This window comes from Bradyrhizobium sp. HKCCYLR20261 (genome assembly GCF_051168435.1).
Lineage (GTDB): Bacteria > Pseudomonadota > Alphaproteobacteria > Rhizobiales > Xanthobacteraceae > Bradyrhizobium.
Genome location: NZ_JBNPUZ010000020.1, coordinates 14,586 through 38,161, shown reverse-complemented (window position 1 = coordinate 38,161; position 23,576 = coordinate 14,586). Strand labels below are relative to the sequence as shown.

The 23,576-nt window shown below is 67.0% G+C and carries 19 protein-coding genes; 4 read left to right on the top strand and 15 right to left on the bottom strand.

What is annotated here, in order from left to right; genetic code table 11:
• Window positions 1-38 precede the first annotated feature (38 nt).
• The gene (gene mgtE / locus ACQR1L_RS30635) at window positions 39-1,457 is read right to left on the bottom strand and encodes a magnesium transporter (protein WP_434861642.1); all 1,419 of its coding nucleotides are present in this window, start codon (window positions 1,455-1,457) and stop codon (window positions 39-41) included.
• Window positions 1,458-1,539: 82 nt separating this feature from the next.
• On the opposite strand from mgtE, the gene ACQR1L_RS30630 reads away from it, so the two are divergent.
• Both ACQR1L_RS30630 and ACQR1L_RS30625 read left to right on the top strand, forming a co-directional pair.
• Window positions 1,540-2,412, top strand: coding sequence for a polysaccharide deacetylase family protein (locus tag ACQR1L_RS30630; RefSeq protein WP_434861641.1), 873 nt, complete (start codon window positions 1,540-1,542; stop codon window positions 2,410-2,412).
• Between the two features lie 235 nt (window positions 2,413-2,647).
• Window positions 2,648-3,826, top strand: a complete 1,179-nt coding sequence (locus ACQR1L_RS30625; RefSeq protein WP_434861640.1) for a polysaccharide deacetylase family protein — start codon at window positions 2,648-2,650, stop codon at window positions 3,824-3,826.
• 376 nt (window positions 3,827-4,202) lie between these two features.
• Here ACQR1L_RS30625 and ACQR1L_RS30620 read toward each other — a convergent pair whose 3' ends face one another.
• The 4 genes from ACQR1L_RS30620 to ACQR1L_RS30605 all read right to left on the bottom strand — a co-directional run bounded on the left by ACQR1L_RS30620 (window position 4,203) and on the right by ACQR1L_RS30605 (window position 7,940).
• Complete coding sequence (locus tag ACQR1L_RS30620; protein ID WP_434861639.1) at window positions 4,203-4,577, bottom strand: hypothetical protein; 375 nt, start codon at window positions 4,575-4,577, stop codon at window positions 4,203-4,205.
• A 223-nt stretch (window positions 4,578-4,800) separates the two neighbouring features.
• Window positions 4,801-6,039: an NAD(P)/FAD-dependent oxidoreductase gene (locus ACQR1L_RS30615; RefSeq protein WP_434861638.1), complete on the bottom strand. Its 1,239-nt coding sequence runs from the start codon at window positions 6,037-6,039 to the stop codon at window positions 4,801-4,803.
• A 16-nt stretch (window positions 6,040-6,055) separates the two neighbouring features.
• Window positions 6,056-6,406, bottom strand: a complete 351-nt coding sequence (locus ACQR1L_RS30610; protein ID WP_434861637.1) for a RidA family protein — start codon at window positions 6,404-6,406, stop codon at window positions 6,056-6,058.
• A gap of 37 nt (window positions 6,407-6,443) precedes the next feature.
• Window positions 6,444-7,940 (bottom strand): amidase, encoded by a 1,497-nt coding sequence (locus ACQR1L_RS30605; RefSeq protein WP_434861636.1) that lies wholly within the window; start codon window positions 7,938-7,940, stop codon window positions 6,444-6,446.
• Window positions 7,941-8,149: 209 nt separating this feature from the next.
• On the opposite strand from ACQR1L_RS30605, the gene ACQR1L_RS30600 reads away from it, so the two are divergent.
• The gene (locus ACQR1L_RS30600) at window positions 8,150-8,818 is read left to right on the top strand and encodes a helix-turn-helix domain-containing protein (protein ID WP_434861635.1); all 669 of its coding nucleotides are present in this window, start codon (window positions 8,150-8,152) and stop codon (window positions 8,816-8,818) included.
• Window positions 8,819-9,116: 298 nt separating this feature from the next.
• Here ACQR1L_RS30600 and ACQR1L_RS30595 read toward each other — a convergent pair whose 3' ends face one another.
• Window positions 9,117-10,109 (bottom strand): NAD-dependent epimerase/dehydratase family protein, encoded by a 993-nt coding sequence (locus tag ACQR1L_RS30595; RefSeq protein ID WP_434861634.1) that lies wholly within the window; start codon window positions 10,107-10,109, stop codon window positions 9,117-9,119.
• Between the two features lie 88 nt (window positions 10,110-10,197).
• Here ACQR1L_RS30595 and ACQR1L_RS30590 point away from each other — a divergent pair, with 88 nt between their 5' ends.
• Window positions 10,198-11,103 carry a LysR family transcriptional regulator gene (locus ACQR1L_RS30590; protein WP_434861633.1) on the top strand — a complete coding sequence of 302 codons (906 nt, stop codon included), beginning with the start codon at window positions 10,198-10,200 and terminating at the stop codon, window positions 11,101-11,103.
• A gap of 609 nt (window positions 11,104-11,712) precedes the next feature.
• Here the strand turns inward: ACQR1L_RS30590 and ACQR1L_RS30585 are convergent.
• The 9 genes from ACQR1L_RS30585 to ACQR1L_RS30545 form a co-directional block, all read right to left on the bottom strand.
• Complete coding sequence (locus tag ACQR1L_RS30585) at window positions 11,713-14,310, bottom strand: ATP-binding protein (protein ID WP_434861632.1); 2,598 nt, start codon at window positions 14,308-14,310, stop codon at window positions 11,713-11,715.
• Window positions 14,311-14,514: 204 nt separating this feature from the next.
• Window positions 14,515-16,023 carry a glycerol-3-phosphate dehydrogenase gene (locus ACQR1L_RS30580; protein WP_434861631.1) on the bottom strand — a complete coding sequence of 503 codons (1,509 nt, stop codon included), beginning with the start codon at window positions 16,021-16,023 and terminating at the stop codon, window positions 14,515-14,517.
• Entirely contained in the window at window positions 16,020-16,796 is a 777-nt protein-coding gene (locus ACQR1L_RS30575) for a class II aldolase/adducin family protein (RefSeq protein WP_434861630.1), read from the bottom strand. The genes ACQR1L_RS30580 and ACQR1L_RS30575 overlap by 4 nt, the downstream gene beginning before the upstream one ends.
• A gap of 15 nt (window positions 16,797-16,811) precedes the next feature.
• Entirely contained in the window at window positions 16,812-17,852 is a 1,041-nt protein-coding gene (locus ACQR1L_RS30570; RefSeq protein WP_434861629.1) for a 2-hydroxyacid dehydrogenase, read from the bottom strand.
• A complete protein-coding gene (locus ACQR1L_RS30565) occupies window positions 17,845-19,425 on the bottom strand; it encodes an FGGY family carbohydrate kinase (protein ID WP_434861628.1) in 1,581 nt (526 codons plus the stop codon). The genes ACQR1L_RS30570 and ACQR1L_RS30565 overlap by 8 nt, the downstream gene beginning before the upstream one ends.
• Window positions 19,426-19,427: 2 nt before the next feature.
• On the bottom strand, window positions 19,428-20,537 hold the full coding sequence (locus tag ACQR1L_RS30560) for an ABC transporter ATP-binding protein (RefSeq protein WP_434861722.1): 1,110 nt from the start codon (window positions 20,535-20,537) through the stop codon (window positions 19,428-19,430).
• A 45-nt stretch (window positions 20,538-20,582) separates the two neighbouring features.
• Window positions 20,583-21,686, bottom strand: coding sequence for an ABC transporter ATP-binding protein (locus ACQR1L_RS30555; protein WP_434861627.1), 1,104 nt, complete (start codon window positions 21,684-21,686; stop codon window positions 20,583-20,585).
• Between the two features lie 6 nt (window positions 21,687-21,692).
• The gene (locus ACQR1L_RS30550) at window positions 21,693-22,550 is read right to left on the bottom strand and encodes a carbohydrate ABC transporter permease (protein ID WP_434861626.1); all 858 of its coding nucleotides are present in this window, start codon (window positions 22,548-22,550) and stop codon (window positions 21,693-21,695) included.
• Window positions 22,551-22,561: 11 nt separating this feature from the next.
• Window positions 22,562-23,488, bottom strand: a complete 927-nt coding sequence (locus ACQR1L_RS30545; protein ID WP_434861721.1) for a carbohydrate ABC transporter permease — start codon at window positions 23,486-23,488, stop codon at window positions 22,562-22,564.
• Window positions 23,489-23,576: the final 88 nt, after the last annotated feature.

Sequence of the window (23,576 nt, the reverse complement as noted above, 5' to 3'; positions counted from 1 at the left end):
AGGCCGGATTAACGATATAAGCCGTTCAGGCGCCTCGCCTATTTCAGGCCGAACCACAGCGTGGCGATGCCCAGAAACGAGAAGAAACCGACGACGTCCGTCACCGTGGTGACGAAGGTCCCCGAGGCCACCGCCGGATCGGCGCGGACGCGTTCGAGCACCATCGGGATCAGGATGCCGCCGAGCGCGCCGGCCACCAGATTGCAGATGATGGCGAGCCCGATCACGATGCCGAGGCCGGGCGTCTTGAACCAGGCCACCGCGGCAATACCGGTAATCAGTGCGAATGCCAGTCCGTTGACCAGCCCGACCAGTGCCTCGCGCAGGACCACGCGCGTCGCGTTGTTCGGCCCGAGCTCGCGCGTCGCCAGTGCGCGCACCGCAACCGTCATGGTCTGGGTGGCGGCATTGCCGCCCTGGCTGGCCACGATCGGCGCGAGCACGGCGAGCGCGACCATCTGCTGCAACTGGCCCTCGAACAGGCCGAGCACCGAGGAGGCGAGGAAGGCGGTCGCGAGATTGACCAGCAGCCAGTTGAAGCGGCCCTTGGCGATGGTCCAGACGCTGTCGGAGAGCTCCTCGTCGCCGGACACGCCGCCGAGCGCCTTGAAATCCTCGTCCGCCTCCTCCTCGATGACGTCGACCACGTCGTCGATGGTGATGACGCCGGCGAGCCGGTTGTCGGCATCGACCACCGGCGCCGCCACCAGATTGTACTTGCCGAACATCCGGGCGACCTCGGCCAGATCGTCGGTGACGGTCACGCGCCGGCGGTCCTCGTCGATCAGGTCGGCGAGCGGCACCGGCCTTCGCGCGCGCAGCAAGGTGTCGAGCGACACCGCACCCTGCCAGTGCCGCGCGCCGTCGACGGCGTAGATCTCGTAGAAGCGTTCGGGCAGATCGGGCGTCTCGCGCATGTAGTCGATGGCTTCGCCCACGGTCCAGCCCAGGGGAACCGCGATGAACTCGCTCTGCATGCGCCGGCCGGCGGAGCCGTCGGGATAATCGAGGCTGCGCTCGAGAACGTCGCGCTCCGACGGCGGCAGGCGCTCGAGGATCTCCTCCTTGTCCTCCTCGTCGAGGCTTTCCAGCAGCTCGACGGCGTCGTCGGATTCGAGCTCGCGGACGCCCTCGGCCACCGTCTCCGGCTCGAGCTCCTCGAGGATTTCCTCGCGGACGGAATCGTCGACCTCGTTCAGCGCCGAAAAGTCGAAATCGGTGCCGGTCAGCTCGACCAGCCTGACGCGGTCGTCCGGCGCCAGCGCCGCGATCAAATCGCCGAGATCGGCCTCGTGCAGCTCGGCGACCTCGGCGCGCAGGAACGCCTCGTCCTCGGCGGCGATCGCCGCCTTGATGGCGCTGAGGAATTCGGGACGGATCTCGCCGGCCTCGGTGCGCATCGGCGCATGACCAGCTAGAGTGGCATCAGCAAGGGCAACGTCCGATGTCTCGTTCATGACGTGCCTCACGAGCGCAAAATGGTGTGATTTGTGCTTTCGTGCATTACATAATCGGCAACAGCGAGTGCAACGGGAAAAGATGCGACATCCTCGGCCGATCACGGGATGGGTAAATGTAGCCGCGGTCGCAGCCGCGCTGCTCGCGGCCGATGTCGCGATGGCCGCCTCCGCCGCATGTCCGCGCGAAGGCACGCTCGGCACCTCGCGCGTGCTGAGCGTGAACCCGAAGAACTATCCCCGCGTCGGCCTGAAGAGCTTTCCCGATACGCTGCCGCTCGAAGACGGCGAGGTGGTGCTGACCTTCGACGATGGCCCCTCGCCGCCGATGACCAACAAGGTGCTCGCAACGCTCGCCAAGGAGTGCGTGCGCGCGACCTTCTTCCTGGTCGGCCAGCCCGCGTCGGGCCGCGCCGAGCTGGTGCGGAAGATCGCGGCCGAAGGCCACACGGTCGGCCATCATACCTACACGCACGCGCATCTCGCCCACATCACGCCGGGGCAGGCGGTCGAGGAGATCGATCGCGGCATTGCCGCCGACGAGAAGGCGCTCAACGGCGTCGAGACCACGACCCCGTCGACGCCGTTCTTCCGCTTCCCCTACTTCGAATCGACGCAAGCGACCCTCGACCTGCTGCAATCGCGCGGCATTGCCGTGTTCGGCGCCGACCTCTGGGCCAGCGACTGGACGGCGATGTCGCCGCAGCAGACCTTCAAGCTGCTGGTCAAGCGCCTGACGCAGGCGCGCAAGGGCATCATCCTGCTGCACGACCCGCAGCCGCGCACGGTCGCGATGCTGCCGGCGTTCCTGCGCTATCTGAAAGACAACGGCTATCGCATCGTCCACATCGTGCCGGCGAAATCCGAGCAGGCGGTGGAACCGCACACTGAGCAGCACAGCGGCGAACAGCACAGCGGCAGCCCTCCACCTGCCGAGCCGCATGGCGGTGGTTAATCCTGCGTTCAGGGCCGCTGATTACGCTTGACTGTCGCAGTGAGTGACGATTCCAGCCGATTGCAATCCGGCAACAGCCACCGGTAAAGCGGAACCCGGGATGATGTGATGTCGCGACGGCTCAACATCCCTGCTATGTCTCGGTGGGCGCTTGCCAGCATGGCTGCGACCGATCATGGACCATCGAAGCGCCGGGCTGAAGGACCCGGCCCGGTGAAGGGAATCGAGCAGCGTGATGCGTGATCGTAAGTCTGCTTGCGTCGGACGGCCCACACGGCTCGCAGTGCTGCTCGGCGGCGTTGCCGGAGCGGCCTTGAGTGTCGCATCGGCCGCGTCGGCCGCCGATTGCCCCGGAAATCCCAACGCGCTCGGCACGTCGCGCACCCTGGTGGTCGACCCGCGCGAGCATCCGCGGCTCGGCGCCATGCAGTACAAGGAGACGCTTCCGCTCCGGGATCACGAGGTGGTCATCACCTTCGATGACGGCCCGCTGCCGAAGTACAGCAATCAGGTGCTGCAGATCCTCGCCGACCAGTGCGTCAAGGCGACCTTCTTCACCATCGGCCGCCAGGCCAAGGCCGATCCCGAGGGCGTGCGCAAGCTCGCCGCGGCCGGCCACAGCATCGGCACGCACAGCCAGAACCATCCGCTGAGCATGAACCGGATGACGCTCGAGCAGGTGCAGCCCGAGGTCGACCAGGGCATCGCCTGGACCAAGGCCGCGCTGACCGATCCATCGGCGCTGTCGCCGTTCTTCCGGGTGCCCGGCCTGCTGCGCGGCGACGCGGTCGAGAGCTACGCCGCCTCGCTCGGCCTGCAGGTCTGGAGCGCCGATTTCCTCGCCGACGACTGGCGCAGCATTTCCGGCGCCAAGGTCCATGAGCTCGCGATCAAGCGGCTGGAGGCGCGCGGCAAGGGCATCCTGCTGCTGCACGACATCCAGGCGCGCACGGTCGCCGCGCTGCCCAAGATCCTCGCCGACCTCAAGGCCAAGAACTACCGTGTCGTGCACGTCGTGGCGGCGACGCCGGACCGGCCGGCGACGCCGACGGATCCGCAGGACTGGCTCGTGCACCGGCCGTCCGACGAGACGCCGGTCGCGCATTGGCCGGCGATCACGCCGATCAATCTCGCCGGCGCCGAGACGCGCATCCGCGCCAGGCTGGATGATTTCGGCAATCTGGAGATGCGGCCGGCCGGGGCCGTGAGCCTGCCGAAGCCGGCATGGCCGCGCCCGGCGGTCGCTGCGCGGATCGCGAATGCGCCGGCCCTTCCAGCGCCGGCTGCCGACCTGTTCGCATGGCCGCCCGTCGCTCCGTTCTCGGCTGGACGGCATCATCTCGCCCGCCTCGAGGCTCCCGTGGCGAAACCGGCCGCTCGGCCGGTTCGGCTGGCCAGTCTCCGGAAGCGCTGAGCGCCGCATGCGCGCGGCTAGAGCATGATGCGACTCCGTGGAAACGCATCATGCCCTCGTCGCCAACGTACCGATAAGGACGACGGAAGGCCGCGAATTCCGTCACCCTCCCCTGGAGGGCAGGGCAATCGCATGTGGCGATCGCCGTTTTGTGCTCGTCTCTCTCCACGTCGTCATGGCCGGGCTTGTCCCGGCCATCCACGTCGGCCGGCATGCTGGGAACGACGTGGATGCCCGGGACAAGCCCGGGCATGACGGAGTCACTAACTTATAGGATCGTTCGTTGCGACAAAGCTGCGCACTGCGGGATCGGAAAGGTGCGTCATGCGGCCATGATGCGTTTCCGAAGAAGCACATCATGCTCTCGCTACTTCGACTACTTCGTCACCAGCTTGCTGACACAGAGAATGACCGCCGCGGCCAGGAAGAACAGGTCCATGTAGGACATCTTCTCGCCGTCGCGCCGCAGCGAGCCGACTTCGTTCATCGTCTGCTTGTTGACGACCTGGCCGACCGGGCCTTCACCTAGCATGCCGGACAACCGGCGAACGTCGGCCTCGAGCTTCTCGATGCGGCCGAAGAAATGAAACGAGCGCACGACGGTGTACGAGCGCATACCGGAATAGACCAGAATGACGAGCGCCAGAACCGCGCGGTTCTGGTAGTTCTCGATGTAGTTCAGGCTCATATAGACCGCGCCGAGAAATACGAAATTCGACACGAAGCGGTAGGCCAGGCCCGCGAAATTCATCTGCTCCCCCACAGGATGTTCGGATCACCGGTGGACGACAGAACCTGCGACTAGCGCCTCGCCCCGCATTCTGCTCCAACCGGATTCACCGTAGGAGCGCGGACTTGCGAATGTGTGAAGTACGGAATTTTGCACCGCAAAACGGGCGTCGTTGGTAAACAAGACGCTGCTGGGGACAAGCCGCTACAGCCGGCGATTGCAGGACTGCAGCGGCTCTCGTGAACTACGCACCGAAGCGCGCTGGCGCGCACGCGGCGACGTCGACGGAAGGCTTCTCACCGCTCATCAGCTCCGCGAGGATACGACCGGTGGCCGGCCCCAGCGTGAAGCCCTGATGGCCGTGTCCGAAATGCAGCCAGAGGCCCTTGTGCCGCGCCGCCTGTCCGACGACCGGCAGCATGTCCGGCATGCACGGCCGCGTGCCGACCCACGGCTCCGGCTCGACCGGCTTGCCGAGATCGATCAGCTGACGCGCGGCGGCCTCGGCCTTGCCGAGCTGCACCGGCGTCGGCTTCGCGTCCGGCGACGACAGCTCCGCGCCGGTGGTGATGCGCACGCCCTTGGCCATCGGGTTCATCAGGTAGCCGAACGCCGCGTCGCGCAGCGGCAGGTCGAGCGGCGCGCCGCCCGAATAGTGCCGGTGATAGCCGCGCTTGCGCACCATCGGGATGTCGTAGCCGAACCGCGTCAAAAACTCCGGCGACCACGGTCCGAGCGCGACGACCACGGCCTCGGCCTCGATGCGGCCCTCGCTCGTCGTCACCGCCCAGCCGCTGCCCTGTTGCGACAACGTCGTCGCGTCGCCCGTCAGCAGCTTGCCGCCGCGCTTGACGAACAGGTCCGCGTAGGACGCGACCAGGCTTCCCGGATCGGACACGGTCCACGGCTCCTGCCAATGCAGGCCGCCGATGCCGGTATCGGTCAGGCCGGGCTCGGCCTTGCCGAGCTCTGCCGATGTGAGCAGCTTGAACTTGACGCCATAGGCCTTGCCGACCGCCTCGGCCTCCCTGGCCTCCTTGTCGAACTGCGCCTGGGTCCGGTGCAGCACGCGAAAGCCGTCACGGCGCACAAGGTTGCCGGCGCCGGCGGCAGCGATCAGCGGCTCGTGCTCCAGCGTCGCCCGCCCGATCAGTTGCGCGTAGGTGCGGGTCAGCACGTCGTGGCGCGCGGGAAACGAATTCCACCAGTACCGCAGCAGCGGCTTGACGTGATACGGCAAGGCCATCAGCCGGTAATGCACGTCGTTGGTGCGCGCCAGCGCGATGTCGAGCACGCCGGCGAGATCATAGGGCATCGCATACGGCCTGACGGCCTCGCTCTGGATGATGCCGGCATTGCCATAGCTGGTTTCGCGGCCGGGCTCGCGGCGGTCCACCAGCGCCACCGACCAGCCGCGGCTCTGCAGATGCAGGGCCGTGCCGACACCGACCATGCCTCCGCCGAGAACGATCGCGCTACGCATTGTCATGTCTCCTGTTTCAGGTCCGCGCCGCCGCGACGACGGTGACCTCGAGCTTCACGTCCGCGATCATCTGCGCCTGCACCGTGGTGCGCACCGGCTGCGGATCCTTGAAGTGCTTGCGATAGGCCGCGTTGTATTCGGCGAAATCGGCCTTGTCGGCGAGGTGCACCATGCACGACACGACGTCGTCGAGCGAAAGCCCCTCGCCCGCCAGCGTCTCCGAGATGTGCTTGAACACGAGGTCCGTCTGCGCGGTGATGCCTTCGGGAATGCTGCCGTCATCGGCGACCGGGATCTCGCCCGACAGGAACACCAGTCCGCCGGCGCGGCGCACCAGCGAGAACGGCCATGAGGACGCGTCGGACATTGTTAGCTCCGGATAATGTTGATCATGGCGGCGCTGCTCAATCCCAGGCCATGAAGCCGGCCGTCTGCGACAGCGGCGGCAGGCTGGCGAGCTTGGCGAGATCCGGCTGCGGCCGGCTCAGTTCGGCATCCCCGGCGAACGCTGCCTCCAGCGCTGCGGCCACGCCGAGCACCAGCGCATCGCCACCGCGGGGGCCGACGATCTGCAGCCCGAACGGCAGCCCGTTCTCATCGACGCCGAGCGGCAGGCTGAGCGCGGGATGACCCGCGAGCGTCACCGCATAGGCCAGTGCCAGCCAATGGAAGTAGGACTTCGTCGGCACGCCGTCGATCTCGGCCGGGTACAGCTCGGACCACGGTCGCGGACTGAGCGTAATGGTCGGGCTGATCAGCACGTCGTGTTGAGCGAAGAAGGCGTGATAGGACCGGTAGATCCGGGTCTGGTTGGCGGCCGCGCGCGAAAAATCCTCAAGGCTGTAGGACAGCCCCTCTTCGACATTGGCCCGCACGTTCGGCCCGATCATGCCAGGGCGTTCGCGATAGTTCTTGCCGTGCTGGGTCAGGAACAGCGAGGCGCGCAGCACCGCGAAGGTCTCATCGGCGCCACTGCAATCCGGTGCGCACTCGGCCGCGTCGGCAAACAGCGGCGCGATGCGCGTCACGCGCGCGCGGAAGGCGCGGCGGATCAGTTGCTCGGTCGGGGCAAAACCAAAATCCTCGGTGAAGGCGAGCTTGAGCTTGCGCAAGTCCACCTGCGGCGGCACGGCCCAGCGCGCTTGTGCGCCGCGCACCGCCTCGCCCGGCAGTGTATAGGCGAGCGGATCGCGCGCATCGTCGCTCGCCATCACCGACAGCATCAGCGCGGTATCGGCGACATTGCGCGCCATCGGCCCGTCGGTCGACAGGCACGACCAGCCATGGGCGCGCTTCTCGCTGGCGACGAGGCCGTAGGACGGCCGCATGCCGACGATCCCCGAGAACCCGGCCGGATTGCGCAAGGAGCCGCCCGTGTCCGAGCCGGAGGCGAGCGGCGCCATGCCGCAGGCCAGCGCCACGGCCGAGCCGCCGGACGAGCCCGCCGCCGAGCGCATCGGATCGAACGGATTGCCGGTGGCGCCGAACACGGGATTGCGGGTGTTGCCGCCCGCCGCCCATTCCGGCGTGTTGGTCTTGCCGAAGATGATCGCGCCGGCCGCACGCAGCCGCGCCACCGACGCCTGGTCCGTCGCGGGGACATTGTCGGCCAGGATCGGGCTGCCATAGGTCGAGCGCATCCCGGCCGTGTCCTGGGTGTCCTTGATCAGCACCGGCAGGCCGTGCAGCGGACCCTTGTCCTCGCCGCGCGCGAGCTCGGCCTCGGCGGCCTTCGCCGCCGCGCGGGCCCCCGCCTCGTCCAGGGTCACCACGGCATTGACGGCCGGATTGACCGCCGCGATCCGCTCCAGGCACGAATCGAGCAACGCGACCGGCGAGATCGCCTTGGTTTTCAAGAGCTTGACCAGCTCGCCGGCAGTTTGATCGCAGATCGATTCCACAGGGCTTCTCTTTTCCGTTTCGGAAAACTATTTAGCACATAAGAAATCGAATGCACGACTTGAAAACGCAATGTTCCACCGCGCTTCACGCATGACCGTGAGCCGCCGGCCTAGCTTGTTGATTGATCAGCCCCTTTCGGGCGACATTACCCGACTGCCGCCGCCCCGAAGACAACCCGATCCGCTAACGGATTTTCCGGAGCCCTGAAGTGACCGACACCGCCGTCAGCGACCACGCGTCCGAAGGCCCCCATTCCCAGCTCGGCCACTGCCTCAAGGCGGCCCGGCAGGCGCGCGGGCTGACCCTGAAGCAGGTGGCGGAGAAGACCGGGATGGCGCTGTCGACCTTGTCCAAGGTCGAGAACGGGCTGATGTCGCTGACCTACGACAAGCTGCTGCAGCTCACCTCGGGCCTGCAGATGGACATCGCCGAATTGTTCAGCCCGGCGGCGCCGAAGCCCGAGCCGGGCCGCGCGGTCACCGCCCGCCGCAGCATCAGCCGTGCGGGCCAGGGCCAGGTGGTGAATACCAAGTTCTACACCTACACCTATCAATGCACCGACCTGATCGGAAAGCGCATGGTGCCGATGATCACCGAGGTGCGCGCGCGCACGCTCGAGGAGTTCGGCCCCCTGCTCCGCCACAGCGGCGAGGAATACTTCCTGGTCACCCGCGGCACCATCGCCGTGCACACCGAGTTCTACGCGCCGGAGATCCTGCACGAGGGCGACGGCATGTATCTCGACAGCACCATGGGCCACGCCTACCTCAACGCCGGCGACACGGAATCCGCCCAGGGCGTGTGTCTGTGTACGAGCGAACAGGCCGATCTGTTCGAGCAGTTGCACCAGATCGCGCGGAAGGATGCGGTGGAGTGATGGACTGCTTCGGCGCCAACTCCTTGTAGCCAGGATGAGCGCCAGCCGACGCCCCTTCGGCGTCGGCGATAGCGACATCCGGGTTCACCGGCGACGGCTCGTGAGAACCCGGATATCGCGTCTGCCTCCGGGCTCTGCTTCCGCTCATCCTGGCTACTATTCTGCCCGTCATTGCGAGGAGCCAACGGGTCCGCGCAAAGCGCGGCCCGATGACAGGCTCCGCGACGAAGCAATCCAGGACTGCGGAAACGACTCTGGATTGCTTCGCTTCGCTCGCAATGACGTGGAGAGAGTATCGCTAAGCAGCTAAGCCCTGAGACTCACGTGCAATCGCGGGGTCCAGCGCTGTCCTCACCGCCTCATCGAGCCGCGTATGCGGCTCCGCGCCGAGCAAGCCGACGAGCCGTGTATTGTCCAGCGCAAGGCTCTGCTTCCACAGCCAGCGCATCTCGATCGCCTCGCGCATGAAGCCGACGAACGGCGCGGCGAGCCAGAGGATGATCCAGGGGAACGGCTTCACCGGCAGGTCGGGCCGGCCGAGGACGCGACGGACGGCGTCGGTCATGTCATTGCCCGTCGCATCGTAGTGGCCGGCGAAATTCAGCATCGTGTAGTTGGGCAGATCGGCCCTGATGTCGACGAACTGCGCGAACGCCTCGGCGAGATCGGGAACGTAGGCCCAGGCGTGGCCAATACCCGGCCTGGTCAGACGCTGCACGGAGGTCGCAGCCATGCCGCCTTTCGCCAGCGCCTGCGCGAACCAGGAATTGGTCACACCGGGGCCGAAGAAATCGCCGGCGCGGATGGCGATGACGCGGACGCCGTGCTCGCGCGCGGCCTGCTCCAGCATCTCCTCCATCTCCAGCCGCACCTGCCCCTTCCGCGTCGTCGGCTGCCGCGGCGTCGTCTCGCTCGCCACCGCAGGCGATGCGGATGAGTAGACGTAGACATTGCCCGGGAACACGATGGTGGCGCCAACCGCCTTGGCGGCGGCGATGCTGTTGGCGAGCATCGGCAGCGCGTCCTCGCGCCAGCGCGCATAGCCCGGCGGATTGACGCCGTGCACGATCAGGCTGGCGCCCTCGGCGGCCAAACGCAACGCGGCCGCATCGCGGGCATCGCCGTCGCGCCACTCCACCGGAAAGCCGAAGGAGGGCCGCTCGGCCGCGGGCCGGCGCGTCAGGGCGCGGATGATGAAGCCGCGGCGCGCCAAAGCCTTGGCGATGGCGCCGCCGATGGCGCCGGTCAGGCCGAGGACGAGAACGGTGGAAGCGGATGGGCTGGTGGACATGGTCGATCTCCTGCTGTCCCCGGCACTCTCGCCCTCCTCTCTCAAAACGAAAATTGTCAATCTTCCTAGAGATGCTATACGTTTTTGTATGACTGAGCCCTCGGACTGGAGCCTGCTCCGATCGTTCCTCGCTGTCGTCAGGCGCGGCAGCCTGTCGGCGGCGGCGCGCGCGACCGGGCTGACGCAGCCGACCGTCGGCCGCCACATCGACGAGCTCGAGACGGGTCTCGGCGTCGCCCTGTTCACGCGCTCGCAGGCCGGCCTGCTGCCGACCGCCGCGGCGACCGCGCTGCTGCCGCATGCCGAGGCGATGGAAGCGGCGTTCGCGGCGCTGGTGCGCAGCGCCAGGACCGGCGGCGACACGGCGCAGCCGCGCGGCGTGGTCCGGATCTCCGCGAGCGAGATCGTCGGCACCTATGTGCTGCCGCCGATCCTCGCCGGCCTCCGCAACCGGCATCCGCACATCGTCATCGAGCTCGTGCTCAACAACCGCACCGACGACCTGCTGCGGCGCGACGCCGACATCGCCGTGCGGATGATCCGCCCCAAACAGGACGGCCTCGTCGCGCGCCGGCTCGGCAGCGTCCCGCTCGGGCTCTACGCACACCGCGACTACATCGCCCGCTTCGGTAAGCCCGAGACGGTCGAGGCGCTCGGGGCGCACCACGTCATCGGCTTCGACCGCGACGATCACTCGGCGCGCTCGGTGGCGAGCTCACAGCTCCCGATCTCGCGCGAACTCTTCTCCTACCGCACCGATTCCGACGTCGCCCAGGTCACGGCCATCGAAGCCGGCCTCGGCATCGGCGGCATGCAGACGGCGCTCGCCAGGCGCAATCCGTCTTTGGTCCCGGTGCTCGCCGATCACATTGCCTTCGAGCTCGACTGCTGGCTCGCCGCGCACGAGGACCAGAAGGATTCCCCGCCGATCCGCGTGATGTTCGACGGGCTGGCGGAGGGGCTGGCCGAGTGGATCAGCGAAGGCAGAGCGTAACGCTTCGCGCCATTGAAAAACCCTGCGCGAAAAAACTCATTTCACGCGGCGCCGCAACGACATCACCTCTGTCCAGTCCCGCCGTAAAAAGTAAATATCTTTCGCATTATCGGAATTCATGATTGTATCTCCCCATCCCGCCTCGGCACGAGGGGCGTATCGCGATCGTCACGGCACGCGGGGTGGGATGCGGTGGGCGCGCGGGTCTCGCAGCATGCTGGTCATGCGGACGAACGGGATTGCGCGCCGGCGAAATCGTAGGGTCCTGGCCTCCCGGTGCTGAGGCCAAGCGGATGGTGACGATCATCATTCGTGACGGGGGCAAGACAGCCGGTCCCCGGGGAGAGGACGTATAAGCCGGAAAACCATCGCGCGGGGAATGCCGGGATGTCTCGGCTGAACCTGTGGTGACTGCCGCCTGCTTTTTGTGTTGCAGGCGGGCCATGGGTGCGGCCAGCGCCCGGCATTCCCTCCGCCCTCGACGTGTCGAGGGTGAAACGACCCGCACAGCTCGGACGCCCTGCGCGCCGCGAGGCCGTCATCTGTTGTCGCGGCATGCCGGTGGGCAAACCCGAGGGGATCACGATCCATGATCGCAACCAGGTCTGATCAGGTGTTGGCGGCCTTTCCCGCACCGGTCCCGGCCAGCGTCGCCACGATCGCGTCGGACAATTGCCCCAGGCGAAACGGCTTGGCGATCAGCCGGCTGGTCTCGCGCAGTTCCTCGGGCACCAGCGAGGGGTCGGCGAAGCCGGACATGAAGAGGATCGGCAGGCTGGGCCAGCGGCGGCGAACCTCGCGCGCCAGCTCGATGCCGGTCATGCTTCCGGGAAGCAGGATGTCCGTCAGCAGCAGGGCGACCGGATCAGGCCGCGCCAGCGCGGCGAGCGCCGCGGGCACGTTGTTGACGACCAGCGGGCTGTAGCCGAGCGAGGAGAGCATGGTGGACGCCATGACGCCGACCAGCGCATTGTCCTCCACGACCAGGATCCGCTCGCCGGTCTCCGGCCGCGACGGGCGCGCCACGGCGGCGCGCGGCGGATCGGCCACGCCCGGTCCCGCGCTCGGCAGATACAGCGTGACGCGCGTCCCCTGCCCGACTTCGCTGGTGATCACGGCGGTGCCGCCGGACTGCCGGGCGAAGCCGTAGACCATGCTGAGGCCGAGGCCGCTGCCCTTGCCGAACTCCTTGGTGGTGAAGAACGGCTCGAAGGCGCGGCGGACGATGTCGGGCGGCATACCCGTGCCCCTGTCCGACACCGCGATCGTCACATACTCGCCGGCCGCGATGCGCTCGTCGCCGTCGTTGAGCGGCTCGTCGAGTACGGCATTCTCGGTCGCGATCGTCAGGCAGCCGCTGCCCGACATGGCGTCACGCGCGTTCAGCGCGAGATTGAGCAGCGCGTTCTGCAATTGCGTCGGGTCGATCAGGCAGCGCCACAGCATCGGGTCCTGCGCGAGCGCGATCTCGATGGTCTCGCCGAGCGTCCGCTGCAGAATCGTCGTCATGCCGCCGACCAGCTCGTTGACGTCGGTGATCTGCGGCCGCAGCGTCTGCTTGCGGGCGAAGGCGAGCAGGCGGCGATTGAGATCGGCGACGCGCTCCGCCGCCTCGATCGCCCGCTCGACCATGCCGCGGCAGACTTCTGCGCCCGGCGGCAAGGTGTCGAGCAGCATGTCGAGATTGCCGAGCGTGGCCGCCAGCATGTTGTTGGAGTCGTGCGCGATGCCGCCGGCGAGCTGGCCGATCGCCTCCATCTTCTGCGCCTGGCGCAGCTCGTCCTCGATGCGCTTGCGCTCGGTGATGTCGACCGACAGCACGACATATCCGCGCACGGTGCCGTCAGGACTGCGATCGGGCACGCGGATGATCTCGCACCAGCGCTCGCGGCCGTCGGGAAAGACCAGCTTCTCCTCGCCGCGGATGGTCTTGCCGGCCAGCACGGCCTGGATCTTCTGCTTCCCCTCCACCTCCCGCGAGGGATCGATGAAACTGTCGATTCTGCGGCTGCGCTTGGCAGCGGCGGACGCATCAGCGTACCATTCATGCGCGATACGATTGGCATAGCGAATGCGGCCGTCGGCGTCGACGCGGACGATCAGCGCGGGAACGTTCTCGGTGACGAGCTTGTGCTGCTCGAAATTATCGCGCAGCGCCTGCTCGGAGTTGGCGCGCAGCCGCCATTGGCGCGCAAGGCCAAAACCGAATCCGACGATCAGCAAATTGAGCCCGGCCGCGGCGGCGCTGTAATAGAGCGCATTGTTCTTCCAACCGGCCAGGTACTCCACCGGATGCCGCGCGACGGTCACGACCAGCGGCAGGCCGGCAACGCGCCGGTAGCTGATGGTGCGGGACACGCCATCGGTGATGCCGCTGCCTTCGAAGCTGCCGCTCGGCGCCTGGGGAAGATATTTTGTGAACAGCCAGTTCGATCGCACGTTGCGCCCGCCGAAGGCGTCCGCGTTGGGCGTACGCAGCAGGATCGTGCCGTCATCGCGGTACAACGTCACGGTGCCGCGCTGGCCGACGTTCAGCGACAGAAAGAACCTTCTGAGGTTCTCATAATCCAGCGGCACGACGACGACGCCGCCAAAACGCCCGTCGCTCGTCAGGAAGGCGCGGCTGACCGCAATGAAGACGCCCTTGTTCACGCGCGAGGTCACCGGCACGTCGATGAAGATCCCACGGCCGGGATCGTCGCGCTGAACCTGGAAATAGGCGCGGTCGGAAAAATTGTTCTCACGCCCGGGCACGCCGTTGCCTGCGCTGTCGCCGATCAGCTCCCCCTCCGCATCGAGAACGACGATGCCGCCGGCGACCGGATAGGGTTTGACCCGCTTCTTGAGATCATCGATCAGATCCAGGTTGCCGCGCGTGAGCAGCGACGGGTTCTGCCTGAGATTATCGATCGTCGTGTTCAACAGCAGGTCGACGGCCTGAATATTGCGCAGCATGTATTCTTCGAGCGCGCGCGCGAGATCGCCGTTGGCGGCTTCGGTGGTGCGCTGGGTCTCCCAGTAATTGACCGAGAGCATGTGCGCGACGAAGGCATCGCACAGGATCGCGAGCACGAGGCCACTGAGAACGATGATCCTCGGCGTCCAGCGCCGGTCGCGCGCCGCGCGAGCCTCGGCCCTGGCCGTCTTGTCGCCCCGCGGCCGTCGACCGTGCCGTTCGTCGATGGTCGATTGAGATTGGTCCAACATGACGTCACGGCTTCGGAAATCGTCGAGCCGTTCCAATTTCTGTGGATCGGCGCGGCACCGTCAGCCGATCGTCCGCAGCTCGGCTTGATCCGGCATCTCGGGCGGGCTCGCGACGTCCCGATAGCAGTTCCGCCGGAAGATGTCATCCTTGCCAGAGCAGCACCTGCGCCGGGCGACGAACGATCGCCGCGACAACCGGTCCGGTCAGAGCTGATGCTCGAACGCCTCGCGCTGTGCGCGCGTCAGATGCAGGCCGTGCTTGGTGCGGCGGTCCAGGACGTCGGCGGCTGTCACGGCCCATTCCCGCTCGCGCAGATAAGCAAGCTCGCGTTCATAGAAGGTGCCGCCGAAATGCCGGCCGAGGTCATCGGTGCGGCGGGCCGCACCGAGCAGCTCACGGGCGCAGCTGCCGTAGAGCCTGGCATAATGCGCCACGGTCTCGGGCGGCAACAGCGGATAGTCGGCGCCGAGCTCGGCGAGAAACTGCGTGAACGGCGCGCCGAGATCGCCGCCGGGAAGACAGGCGCCCGCCGTCCACGCCGGCGCCATCTGCGGAAACCACAGCGCGAGCCGGTCCATCGCGTGCTCGGCAAGCTTGCGGAACGTGGTGATCTTGCCGCCGAAGATCGACAGCAGCGGCGGCTGCTCCGCCGTGCCGTGCACCTCGAACACATAATCGCGCGTCACCGCCGAGGGATTGTCAGCATTGTCATCGTAGAGCGGCCGCACGCCGGAAAAGGCATGGACGATGTCAGCCTTGCCGGGCGCGGCGCGGAAATAGCGATCGAGCACCGCGAGCAGATAATCGATCTCGCCGCCCTCGATCGCGACGTCCTCGGCGCGGCCGTCATGGACGATGTCGGTAGTCCCGATCAGCGCCAGATCCGTCTCATAAGGGTTGACGAAGATGACGCGGCGGTCGGTGTTCTGCAGCAGATAGGCCTGCGAGCCGCTCCAGAATTTCGGCACCACGAGGTGACTGCCCTTGACCAGCCGCACGCTGTGCGCGGAGTTGAGGCCGGCGACGCCCTGCACGACATCCTGCACCCAGGGGCCTGCGGCATTCACCAGCGCCTTGGCGCGCACCGTGCACAGCTCTCCGGTCTCGGAGCGCATCTCCAGCCGCCAGCAATCGCCCTCGCGGCGCGCGCTCATCGCGCGGGTGCGCGGCAGGATGATGGCTCCCTTGCGCGCGGCATCGACCAGATTGAGGATCACGAGCCTGGCATCGTCGACCCAGCAATCCGAATATTCGAAGCCGCGGCGGAATTCAGGGCGCAGCGGCGCGCCCTCCGGCTCATGCGCGAGATCGACGCTGCGGCTCGCCGGCAACTGCTTGCGGCCGCCGAGATGGTCGTAGAGAAACAGCCCCGTGCGCACCAGCCAGGCCGGGCGTTGCTCGGGCGAGTGCGGCAGCACGAAGCGCATCGGCCAGATGATGTGCGGCGCCGAGGCCAGCAGCACCTCGCGCTCGATCAGCGCCTCCCGCACCAGGCGAAACTCGTAATATTCGAGATAACGCAGGCCGCCATGGATCAGCTTGCCCGAGCGCGACGACGTGCCTTCGGCGAAATCGTCCTTCTCGCACAACAACACTTTCAGGCCACGGCCGGCGGCATCACGGGCGATACCGGCGCCGTTGATGCCGCCGCCGATCACGGCGAGGTCCACCAGACCGTGATCGGTTCCGCTGCGTGAGACCGCGACGTTCATCGCGCGCCGCTGCGCTTCGCCTCGGGCCTGCGGCCTGCCGCTGCGGCCCGCGTCCTGGCGCCGGACTTTGCGGCCGCCTTCTTGACGGGCTTCGCAACCTTGGCGTTCTTCTTGGCCTTGGGCTCCTGCAGCCCATAGGTCGAGAAGCCCTGCGCGGTCTCCGCGATCTCGGCATCGCCGAGGATGTGCGGCTGGCCGAGCGCGAGCGACAGATAATACTGCTTGGCGATGGTCTCGAGCTCGACCGCGAGCCACATCGCCTTGTCGAGATTGGCGCCGACGGCGATCATGCCGTGATTGGCGAGCAGACAGCCGTTGCGCCCCTCCAGCGCCTCCAATGCGAGTTCGGACAGCTCGGCCGTACCGTAGCGCGCATAGCCGGCGCAGCGGACATCGGTGCCGCCGAACGCCGCCATCATATAGTGACAGGCCGGGATCGGCTTGCGGGCAATCGCAAGCACGGTCGCGTAGGTCGAATGCGTGTGCACGACGGCACCGACATCCGGGCGTCCGCGCATGATGTCCAGATGAAAACGCCATTCCGTCGAGGGCTTCAGCGGTCCTTCCCAGGAGCCGTACTCGCCGTCGAGCGGCATCGACGCGATCATCTCCGGCGTCATGGAGTCGTAGGGCGTGGCCGACGGCGTGATCAGCATCCGGTCCTTGTAGCGGGCGGAGATGTTGCCCGACGTGCCCTGGTTCAGACCCGACGCGTTCATCCACCGGCACTTGGCGATGATGTTCTCGCGGATCTGTCGTTCCTCGCGGTTCATTGCAAAAACCTTTCGTCAGCAGGGATTGAGCGGCGGCTCGCCGGCGAGATAGCGGCGAACCTCTTCGGCCGCCTGGTCGGCGGCAAAGGTGACGGTGCGCACCGAAGCGCCGGCGATATGCGGCGTCAAGGTCACGTTTGGCAATTGCAGCAGCGGCCAATCCGGCGGCACCGGCTCGACCGCAAAGGTGTCGAGCATGGCGCCGGCCAGGCGCTGCGAGCTGAGCACATCATAGAGCGCCTGGTAGTCCACCAGCGGCCCACGCGCGGTGTTGATCAGGATCGCGCCCGGCTTGATCTTCTCCAGCGCCGCGCGGTCGATGAACCCGGTGGTCTCGGCGGTGACGCGGGCATGCAGGCTGATGACATCGGCGCGCGCCAGCAGCTCGGCGAGCGCGACGTGCTCAACGCCGTCATTGCGGTCCTGGACGCTGAGCTGGACGTAAGGGTCCGTCACCAGGATCTTGCAGCCGAACGCCTTGAGCAGCTTCACCACGCGCGTGCCGATCGCGCCATAGCCGACGATGCCGACCGTCATCTCGCCGAGCTCGCGACCCGTCCGGTCGGCGCGGTAGAGATCGCCGCGCCACTCGCCGCCGCGCAGCGACTCGTGGCCGCTGCGGATCAGCCTTGTCTCGGCGAGCATCGCGCCGATGGTGAACTCGGCCACGGCGCTGGCATTGCGTCCGGGCGTGTTGACCACGAGCACGCCGTGATCGCGCGCCGCCTGCATGTCGACATTGACCGGCCCGCCGCGCGACACCGCGATGAATTTGAGGCTGGGCAGCCGCTGCAGCATCGCCCGCGAGATCGGCGCGAGATGCGTCACCAGGAGCGGCGCTTCGCCGATGAAGTCCGCGAGTTCGTCGGGGTCGCCCATGAACTCCTTCAGCCCGTCGAGCTTGGAACCGGCATAGCCGTGCTCCATCGGCTCGTCCGGCCATGGCTGCTCGAGCATGCGGATGTCGATGGCATCGCCGCAAGTGGCGGTGATGCGCTCGGCGAACACCGAGGGCAGCATGAAGCGGTCGCCGATGATGGCGATGGAGCTAGACATGATTAGCTCCCGCACGCTGTGCAGCGAGCTGCTTCCACACCGGCCGCGCCGCGAGGCGGGCTTCGACATAGGTTGGAAACAATTGCGCATAGCGTTCCGCCAGCGCCGCATCCGGCGCTTGCGGCTCATCCAGATACGGTCTCACCCATCCCTCCGCGCAGTCCATCATGTTCGAATAAAGTCCGGTCGCGACCGCCGCCATCATCGCGGCGCCCGAGGCGCCTGCCTCCTCGCGCCGGCAGACCCGGATGGTGCTTCCGAGCACGGCGCCGAGGATGGTGCTCAGCGCGCGACTGCGCGCGGCCCCGCCGGTCAGCCGAATCTCCGCCGGCAGCGAGCCCATCGCCGCGTAGCAATCGCGCGCGGCGAAGGCGAGCCCCTCCATCACCGCGCGCATCAGGTCCCAATAGCCATGACGCGTGCGCAGTCCGATCAGCTGCGCATGGGCCTCGTGAGACACGAACGGCCCACGCTCGCCGGCATCGGAGATGAAGGGATGATACAGCAGCTCGCACGCCTTCGCTTCGAGCACACGCTGGTCGAGACGCCGGATCAGATCGTTGCGCGAGCGCGCGATGCCCTCCAGGGCAAGCACGCCGCGCGCGACATCCAGCAGCCAGTCGATGTTCAGGGTCGCAGCCATCGTCGACTGCATCTGCCCGTAGTGACCCGGCACCGGAAACGGCATCGTGTAGCCGGTCGCCTCGGCATTGAGCTGGACATCTTCGGCCCGCGCCGCGAGGCGCATGTGCATGCCGGTCGAGCCGATGATGCTGCAGCCGACGTCCGGGGTCTGGTCGTAGAGTCCGCCGCCGAGTGCATTGCAGATCACGTCGACATAGCCGAGCGACACCGGCACGCCTTGCGGCAATCCCGTCTCCGCAGCGGCCGCTGCCGACAGACCATGCGTCGTCACGACACCATCGACGATCTCCGGAAACAGCCGCTCGGAGCTGGCGATCCCGATCAGCCGCGCCGCTTCACTGTCGAAGCGGCGCTTGCGGTAGTCACCGCAGGAGAACGTCGCTTCCGACGGATCGGTGACGCGCTCGCCGGTCAGTTTGAAATACAGCCAGTCCTTGCAGTGGAACGCGGTGTTGGCGCGCGCCAGCATTGCTGCGTCATTCGCCTGCAGCCAGGCCAGTTGCGGCCCCTGCTGGCAGGCATTGAGCCCCGACCCGGTGCGCTGATAATGCGCCGCGTTGCGCTCACTGCCGCGGAAGGACTCGACGAAGCCGGCCGCGCGGGAATCGAGCCACAGCAGCGCTGGCGCGACGGGACGGCCATCGGCGTCGATCAGCCAGGTGCCGTCGCCCTGCCCGGTCACGGCGATCGCGGCCACGCGTGGGGCCACATCCGGCAGTGCCTTGATCAGGCCGCGCAGAGCCGCCACCGTGTCTGTCCAGGTCCTGTCCATGTCCTGTTCGACGCGGCCGCCCGGCGCCGTCGTGTAGCTGTTGGGAATTGCGAAGTCGCCGAGCTGGCGGCCATCCCGCGCGAACGCAACCGCCTTGATCACCGAGGTGCCGGCGTCGATGCCGATGATCACGTCGCGTGCGGAGGCGGACACCATGATCAGCGCGCCTCCGCATGCCGGATGCAGACGCCATCGGCGCCGAAGAGATGAAGATGGCCGGCCTCCAGCCCGCAGGGCACGACATCGCCCGGCCGCGCGGCGATCTTGCGCGACGTCACCGCGACGAGCAGATGCCCGGCGCATTCGCCGGCAATATGCGACTGGTCGCCGAGCCACTGGTTGGACACGACGCGCAGCCGCGCCTCGCCGCTGCCGATCGCGATCCGCTGCGGCCGGATGCCGACCTTGATGCGCTCGGCCTGCGCCAGCGTCTGCTGCGCCTTCGGATCGAGGGACTGGTTGGGAATGTTGAAGGCGATGTCGGCGCCAGCCGAGAGACGGAAACCGCCCTCCTGCTGCGCCACCGCGGTGTCCAGCAGGTTCATCGGCGGCTCGCCGATGAAGCTCGCAACGAACAGATTGGCCGGACGGCTCTTCAGCTCTCTTTCGCTCGCGAACTGTTGCAGCACGCCGTCCTCCATGACCGCGATGCGATCGGCGAGCGCGCTCGCTTCGGTCTGATCATGGGTGACGAAGATGGCGGTCATGCCTCGCTCGGCGAGCAGGCCCTTGATGCGGCCGCGGAGCACCGCACGCAGCTGCGGTTCGAGCTGCCCCATGGGTTCGTCCAGCAGATAGAGGTCGGCGTCGCGCACCAGGGCCCTGGCGAGCGACACGCGCTGTTGCTGGCCTCCGGACAGCGCACGCGGATGATGATCGAGGATGTCCTCGATCTCGACCAAGCGCGCGATGCTGTCGACGCGCGATGCGATCTCGGCCCGCGACAATTGCTGGGCCTTCAGCGCGAAGGCGATGTTCTCGCGCACGGTGAGCGGCGGGTACAACGAATAGCCCTCGAACGCCATCGCGACCCTGCGCCTGGCCGGCGGCAGATCATGAATCGGACGCTGCGCCAATGCGATCGACCCCGTGCTGACGCTCTCGAAGCCCGCGATCATCCGCAGCGTGGACGTCTTGCCGCAACCGGACGAGCCGAGCAGCGCGACGATCTCGCCGGTTCTCACATCCATGTTCAACGCGCGCACGGCGTGAACCGGCGGTTTGCCGCGGGTGTGATAGACCTTGTCGACGTCACGGATTTCGAGCATGCCCATCCCAAACTCTCAAATGCCAAGCTCTCAAAGGCCAGATCATCAAGCGGCCTGCCGCCGCGGCGAGAGGCCGATGCGCTCGCCCGTCGCATGGTCGAACAGCAGCACCGTCTCGGGCGCGAACCGCACGTAGACGTCCTCATCGGCGCCGGCCTGCAGCGCGTCCGGCGCCAGGGCCGCCAGCCATTCCGAGCCATCGGCGAAGCGCAACAGCACCACCGCGCGCTCATGGATCGGCGTGACCGCGACCAGCCGCGCGGGAAGCGCCCCGTCTCCGGCCTGTCGCGTCACCATGACATCGTCGGGCCGCACGCCGAGCCAGCAGCGCTGGCCGACGACGGCCGAGGCATCTTCGGCGTCGAGCCGGATCTGCGTTCCCGCGAGATCGGCGATCACACGGCCCTGCTCGGCCCGCGGCGTGACCTCGGACAGGTTGATGCTGGGGTCACCGAACAGCCGCGCCACTGCGACGGAGGCCGGCCGGGAATAAATCTCCTCCGGGCGCGCCACCTGGACGAGACGGCCGTTGAACAGCACGACGATGCGATCGGCGATCGCCATCGCCTCGCGATAGTCCTGCGTGACGTAGAGCACCGCGGCAGAGCCTCGGCGCAACAGGCTTGGCAGCTCCAGCCGCATCTCGTAGCGCAGCTTGGCATCGACGTTGCGCAGGGGATCGTCGAGCAGCAGCACCTCGGGATTGCCGATCAGCGCGCGCGCCAGCGCCGTGCGCTGCTTCTGCCCGTTGGACAGTTCGCGCGGCTTGTGACCGAGCACATGCTCGATCTTCAGAAGCCGGCTCATCGCCGCCACCTTTGCCGCCACGTCGGCCGCTCCGCTCGCGCGCAGACCGCTCGCGATGTTGTCTCGCGCGGTCATGTGCGGAAACAACGCGAAGTTCTGGAACGCCATGCCGATGCCGCGCTGCTCCGGCGGCGCGTCGACGATCGAGTGGCCGCCGACGAGGATATCCCCCGCATCAGGCTCGAACATGCCTGCGATCATGCGCAACAGCACGGTCTTGCCGCTGCCCGAGGGACCGAACACCGCGACGATCTCGCCGGGCTCGACGGTCAGCGACACGCCCTTGGCGCAACTGACGCTGCCGAAGCTCTTGTCGACGGATTTGAGTTCGAGACGCGCCATGACTGCTCAACCCTTCACTGCACCGAGCGAGAGACCTTCGACCAGATAGCGCTGCGCATAGAGCGCGAGCAGCAGGGTCGGCGTCACCGACAGCACGATTGCCGCCGCGATCTGGCCGTATTGGATGCCGGACGCGGTGACGAAGGCCAGCGCGCCGACCGTCACCGGCTGCTTGTCGGCCGAGGCCAGGATCAGCGCGAAAACGAAATTGTTCCAGCAGAAGATGAACGACAGCAGACCTGCCGCCGCGATGCCCGGCCCTGCCAACGGGACCGCGATGCGCGTGAACGCCTCGCGCCAGGAATGTCCCGCCAGGCGATAGGCGTGTTCGATATCCGGGCTGATGTCCTCGAAATAGCCGCGCACGATCCACAGGATCAGCGGCAGCGCGATCAGCTGATAGACCCAGACGATGCCGAAATAGGTGTCGTTGAGGCCGAGCTGCTGGTAGTAGAGCGACAGCGGCAGCAGCACCAGGAGCGGCGGTGCGAATCGGAACGACAAGAGCGTGAACGCGATGGTCTCGCCGAGCTTGAACTTGAAGCGCGCGAAGGCATAGGCCGCGGGCACGCCGAGCAGCAGCGCCAGAATCACGGACGCACTCGACAGCAGGAAGCTGTTCATCAGATTGCGCATGAACGAGATCTGCAGATTGCCGGCGGCGGTCTTGAGCTGGCCGGAGATCAGCGCCTCGTAATTGGCGAGCGTCGGCTCGAACAACACCCGCGGCGGAATCCGCAGGATCTGCTCGTTGGTCTGGAACGACATCAGCAGGATCCAGACGATCGGGAACATGAAGAACACGAGCACGAGCGCCAGCGCGATGCCGCGGAAGATGCGTCCGGCCGGACTGGAGTGATCCATGGCCTCTCTCCTCAGGCGTGGCCGTGGGCGCGTGCGCGCAGCCGCAGCCAATTCTTGATGAAGATGTTCGACAGGATGTTGGTGATCAGCCACAGGATCATCAGCAGCGCCGCCGAGCGTCCGACATTGGTGTATTGGAAAAATTCGAGATAGGCCTGGACCTGGAACACCATCAGCCGGTCCCCTGGCCCGCCCTGGGTCATCGCATAGACGATGTCGAATTGCTGGATCGAGTCGAGCAGCCGGAACAGCGACGCCGTGATGATGTAGGGCGCGAGCATCGGCAGGGTGATGCGGAAGAACACGAAGCTCGCCGGCACGCCGTCGAGCGCCGCCGCCTCGAACGGCTGCCGCGGCAGCGAGCGCAGGCCTGCCAGCAGCAAAATCATGATGAAGGGCGTGTAGACCCAGACGTCGACCAGCACGACAGTGAACAGCGCGGTCGACGGATCGGACGCCCATTTGAAGTCGTAGGCGCCGAGCAGCCCGACCAGATAGGACAGGATGCCGAAGCTCGGATTGGTCATCAGCTTCCACATCAGCGCGGCGATCGCCGGCGCCGTCATCAGCGGCAGCAGCAGCATGATCGAGACCGCGTTGTGGAAGCGCGTGGGACGCCGCAGCAAGAGCGCGATGCCGAGACCGAGCAGCAGCTCGACGATGACAGTCACCGCGGTGTAGACGAGGGAGATCCGCAGCGTATTCCAGAACGCGGGATCCGACAGGAAGTCGATGTAATTGTCGACGCCGATGAAGCCGCGCAGATAAGGCAGATTCAGCCGGTAGCGCTGCAGCGAATACACCGCGGCAGTGACGAACGGCACCAGAATGGCGATGCACACCAGCAGCGCCGGCAGGCTCAGGAGATACGGCAGCAGCCGCCCGCGCCAGCGTTTCGTGCGGCGCGGCGCCGCTTCGGTCTCGACAAGTTGGGCCATGCTCATGACAGGCGTGATCAAATCGTCGCAGGGAGATGGGCCGGTCCGGACGCTTGTGGGGAGCGGCCGGACCGGCGGGCGGTCATGG

Excerpts from the sequence above, each read along its gene's own strand:
- mgtE (WP_434861642.1), bottom strand. The coding sequence starts at position 1,457 with ATGAACGAGACATCGGACGTTGCCCTTGCTGATGCCACTCTAGCTGGT.
- ACQR1L_RS30630 (WP_434861641.1), top strand. The coding sequence starts at position 1,540 with ATGCGACATCCTCGGCCGATCACGGGATGGGTAAATGTAGCCGCGGTC.
- ACQR1L_RS30625 (WP_434861640.1), top strand. The coding sequence starts at position 2,648 with ATGCGTGATCGTAAGTCTGCTTGCGTCGGACGGCCCACACGGCTCGCA.
- ACQR1L_RS30620 (WP_434861639.1), bottom strand. The coding sequence starts at position 4,577 with ATGAATTTCGCGGGCCTGGCCTACCGCTTCGTGTCGAATTTCGTATTT.
- ACQR1L_RS30615 (WP_434861638.1), bottom strand. The coding sequence starts at position 6,039 with ATGCGTAGCGCGATCGTTCTCGGCGGAGGCATGGTCGGTGTCGGCACG.
- ACQR1L_RS30610 (WP_434861637.1), bottom strand. The coding sequence starts at position 6,406 with ATGTCCGACGCGTCCTCATGGCCGTTCTCGCTGGTGCGCCGCGCCGGC.
- ACQR1L_RS30595 (WP_434861634.1), bottom strand. The coding sequence starts at position 10,109 with ATGTCCACCAGCCCATCCGCTTCCACCGTTCTCGTCCTCGGCCTGACC.
- ACQR1L_RS30590 (WP_434861633.1), top strand. The coding sequence starts at position 10,198 with ATGACTGAGCCCTCGGACTGGAGCCTGCTCCGATCGTTCCTCGCTGTC.
- ACQR1L_RS30585 (WP_434861632.1), bottom strand. The coding sequence starts at position 14,310 with ATGTTGGACCAATCTCAATCGACCATCGACGAACGGCACGGTCGACGG.
- ACQR1L_RS30580 (WP_434861631.1), bottom strand. The coding sequence starts at position 16,023 with ATGAACGTCGCGGTCTCACGCAGCGGAACCGATCACGGTCTGGTGGAC.
- ACQR1L_RS30575 (WP_434861630.1), bottom strand. The coding sequence starts at position 16,796 with ATGAACCGCGAGGAACGACAGATCCGCGAGAACATCATCGCCAAGTGC.
- ACQR1L_RS30570 (WP_434861629.1), bottom strand. The coding sequence starts at position 17,852 with ATGTCTAGCTCCATCGCCATCATCGGCGACCGCTTCATGCTGCCCTCG.
- ACQR1L_RS30565 (WP_434861628.1), bottom strand. The coding sequence starts at position 19,425 with ATGGTGTCCGCCTCCGCACGCGACGTGATCATCGGCATCGACGCCGGC.
- ACQR1L_RS30560 (WP_434861722.1), bottom strand. The coding sequence starts at position 20,537 with ATGCTCGAAATCCGTGACGTCGACAAGGTCTATCACACCCGCGGCAAA.
- ACQR1L_RS30555 (WP_434861627.1), bottom strand. The coding sequence starts at position 21,686 with ATGGCGCGTCTCGAACTCAAATCCGTCGACAAGAGCTTCGGCAGCGTC.
- ACQR1L_RS30550 (WP_434861626.1), bottom strand. The coding sequence starts at position 22,550 with ATGGATCACTCCAGTCCGGCCGGACGCATCTTCCGCGGCATCGCGCTG.
- ACQR1L_RS30545 (WP_434861721.1), bottom strand. The coding sequence starts at position 23,488 with ATGGCCCAACTTGTCGAGACCGAAGCGGCGCCGCGCCGCACGAAACGC.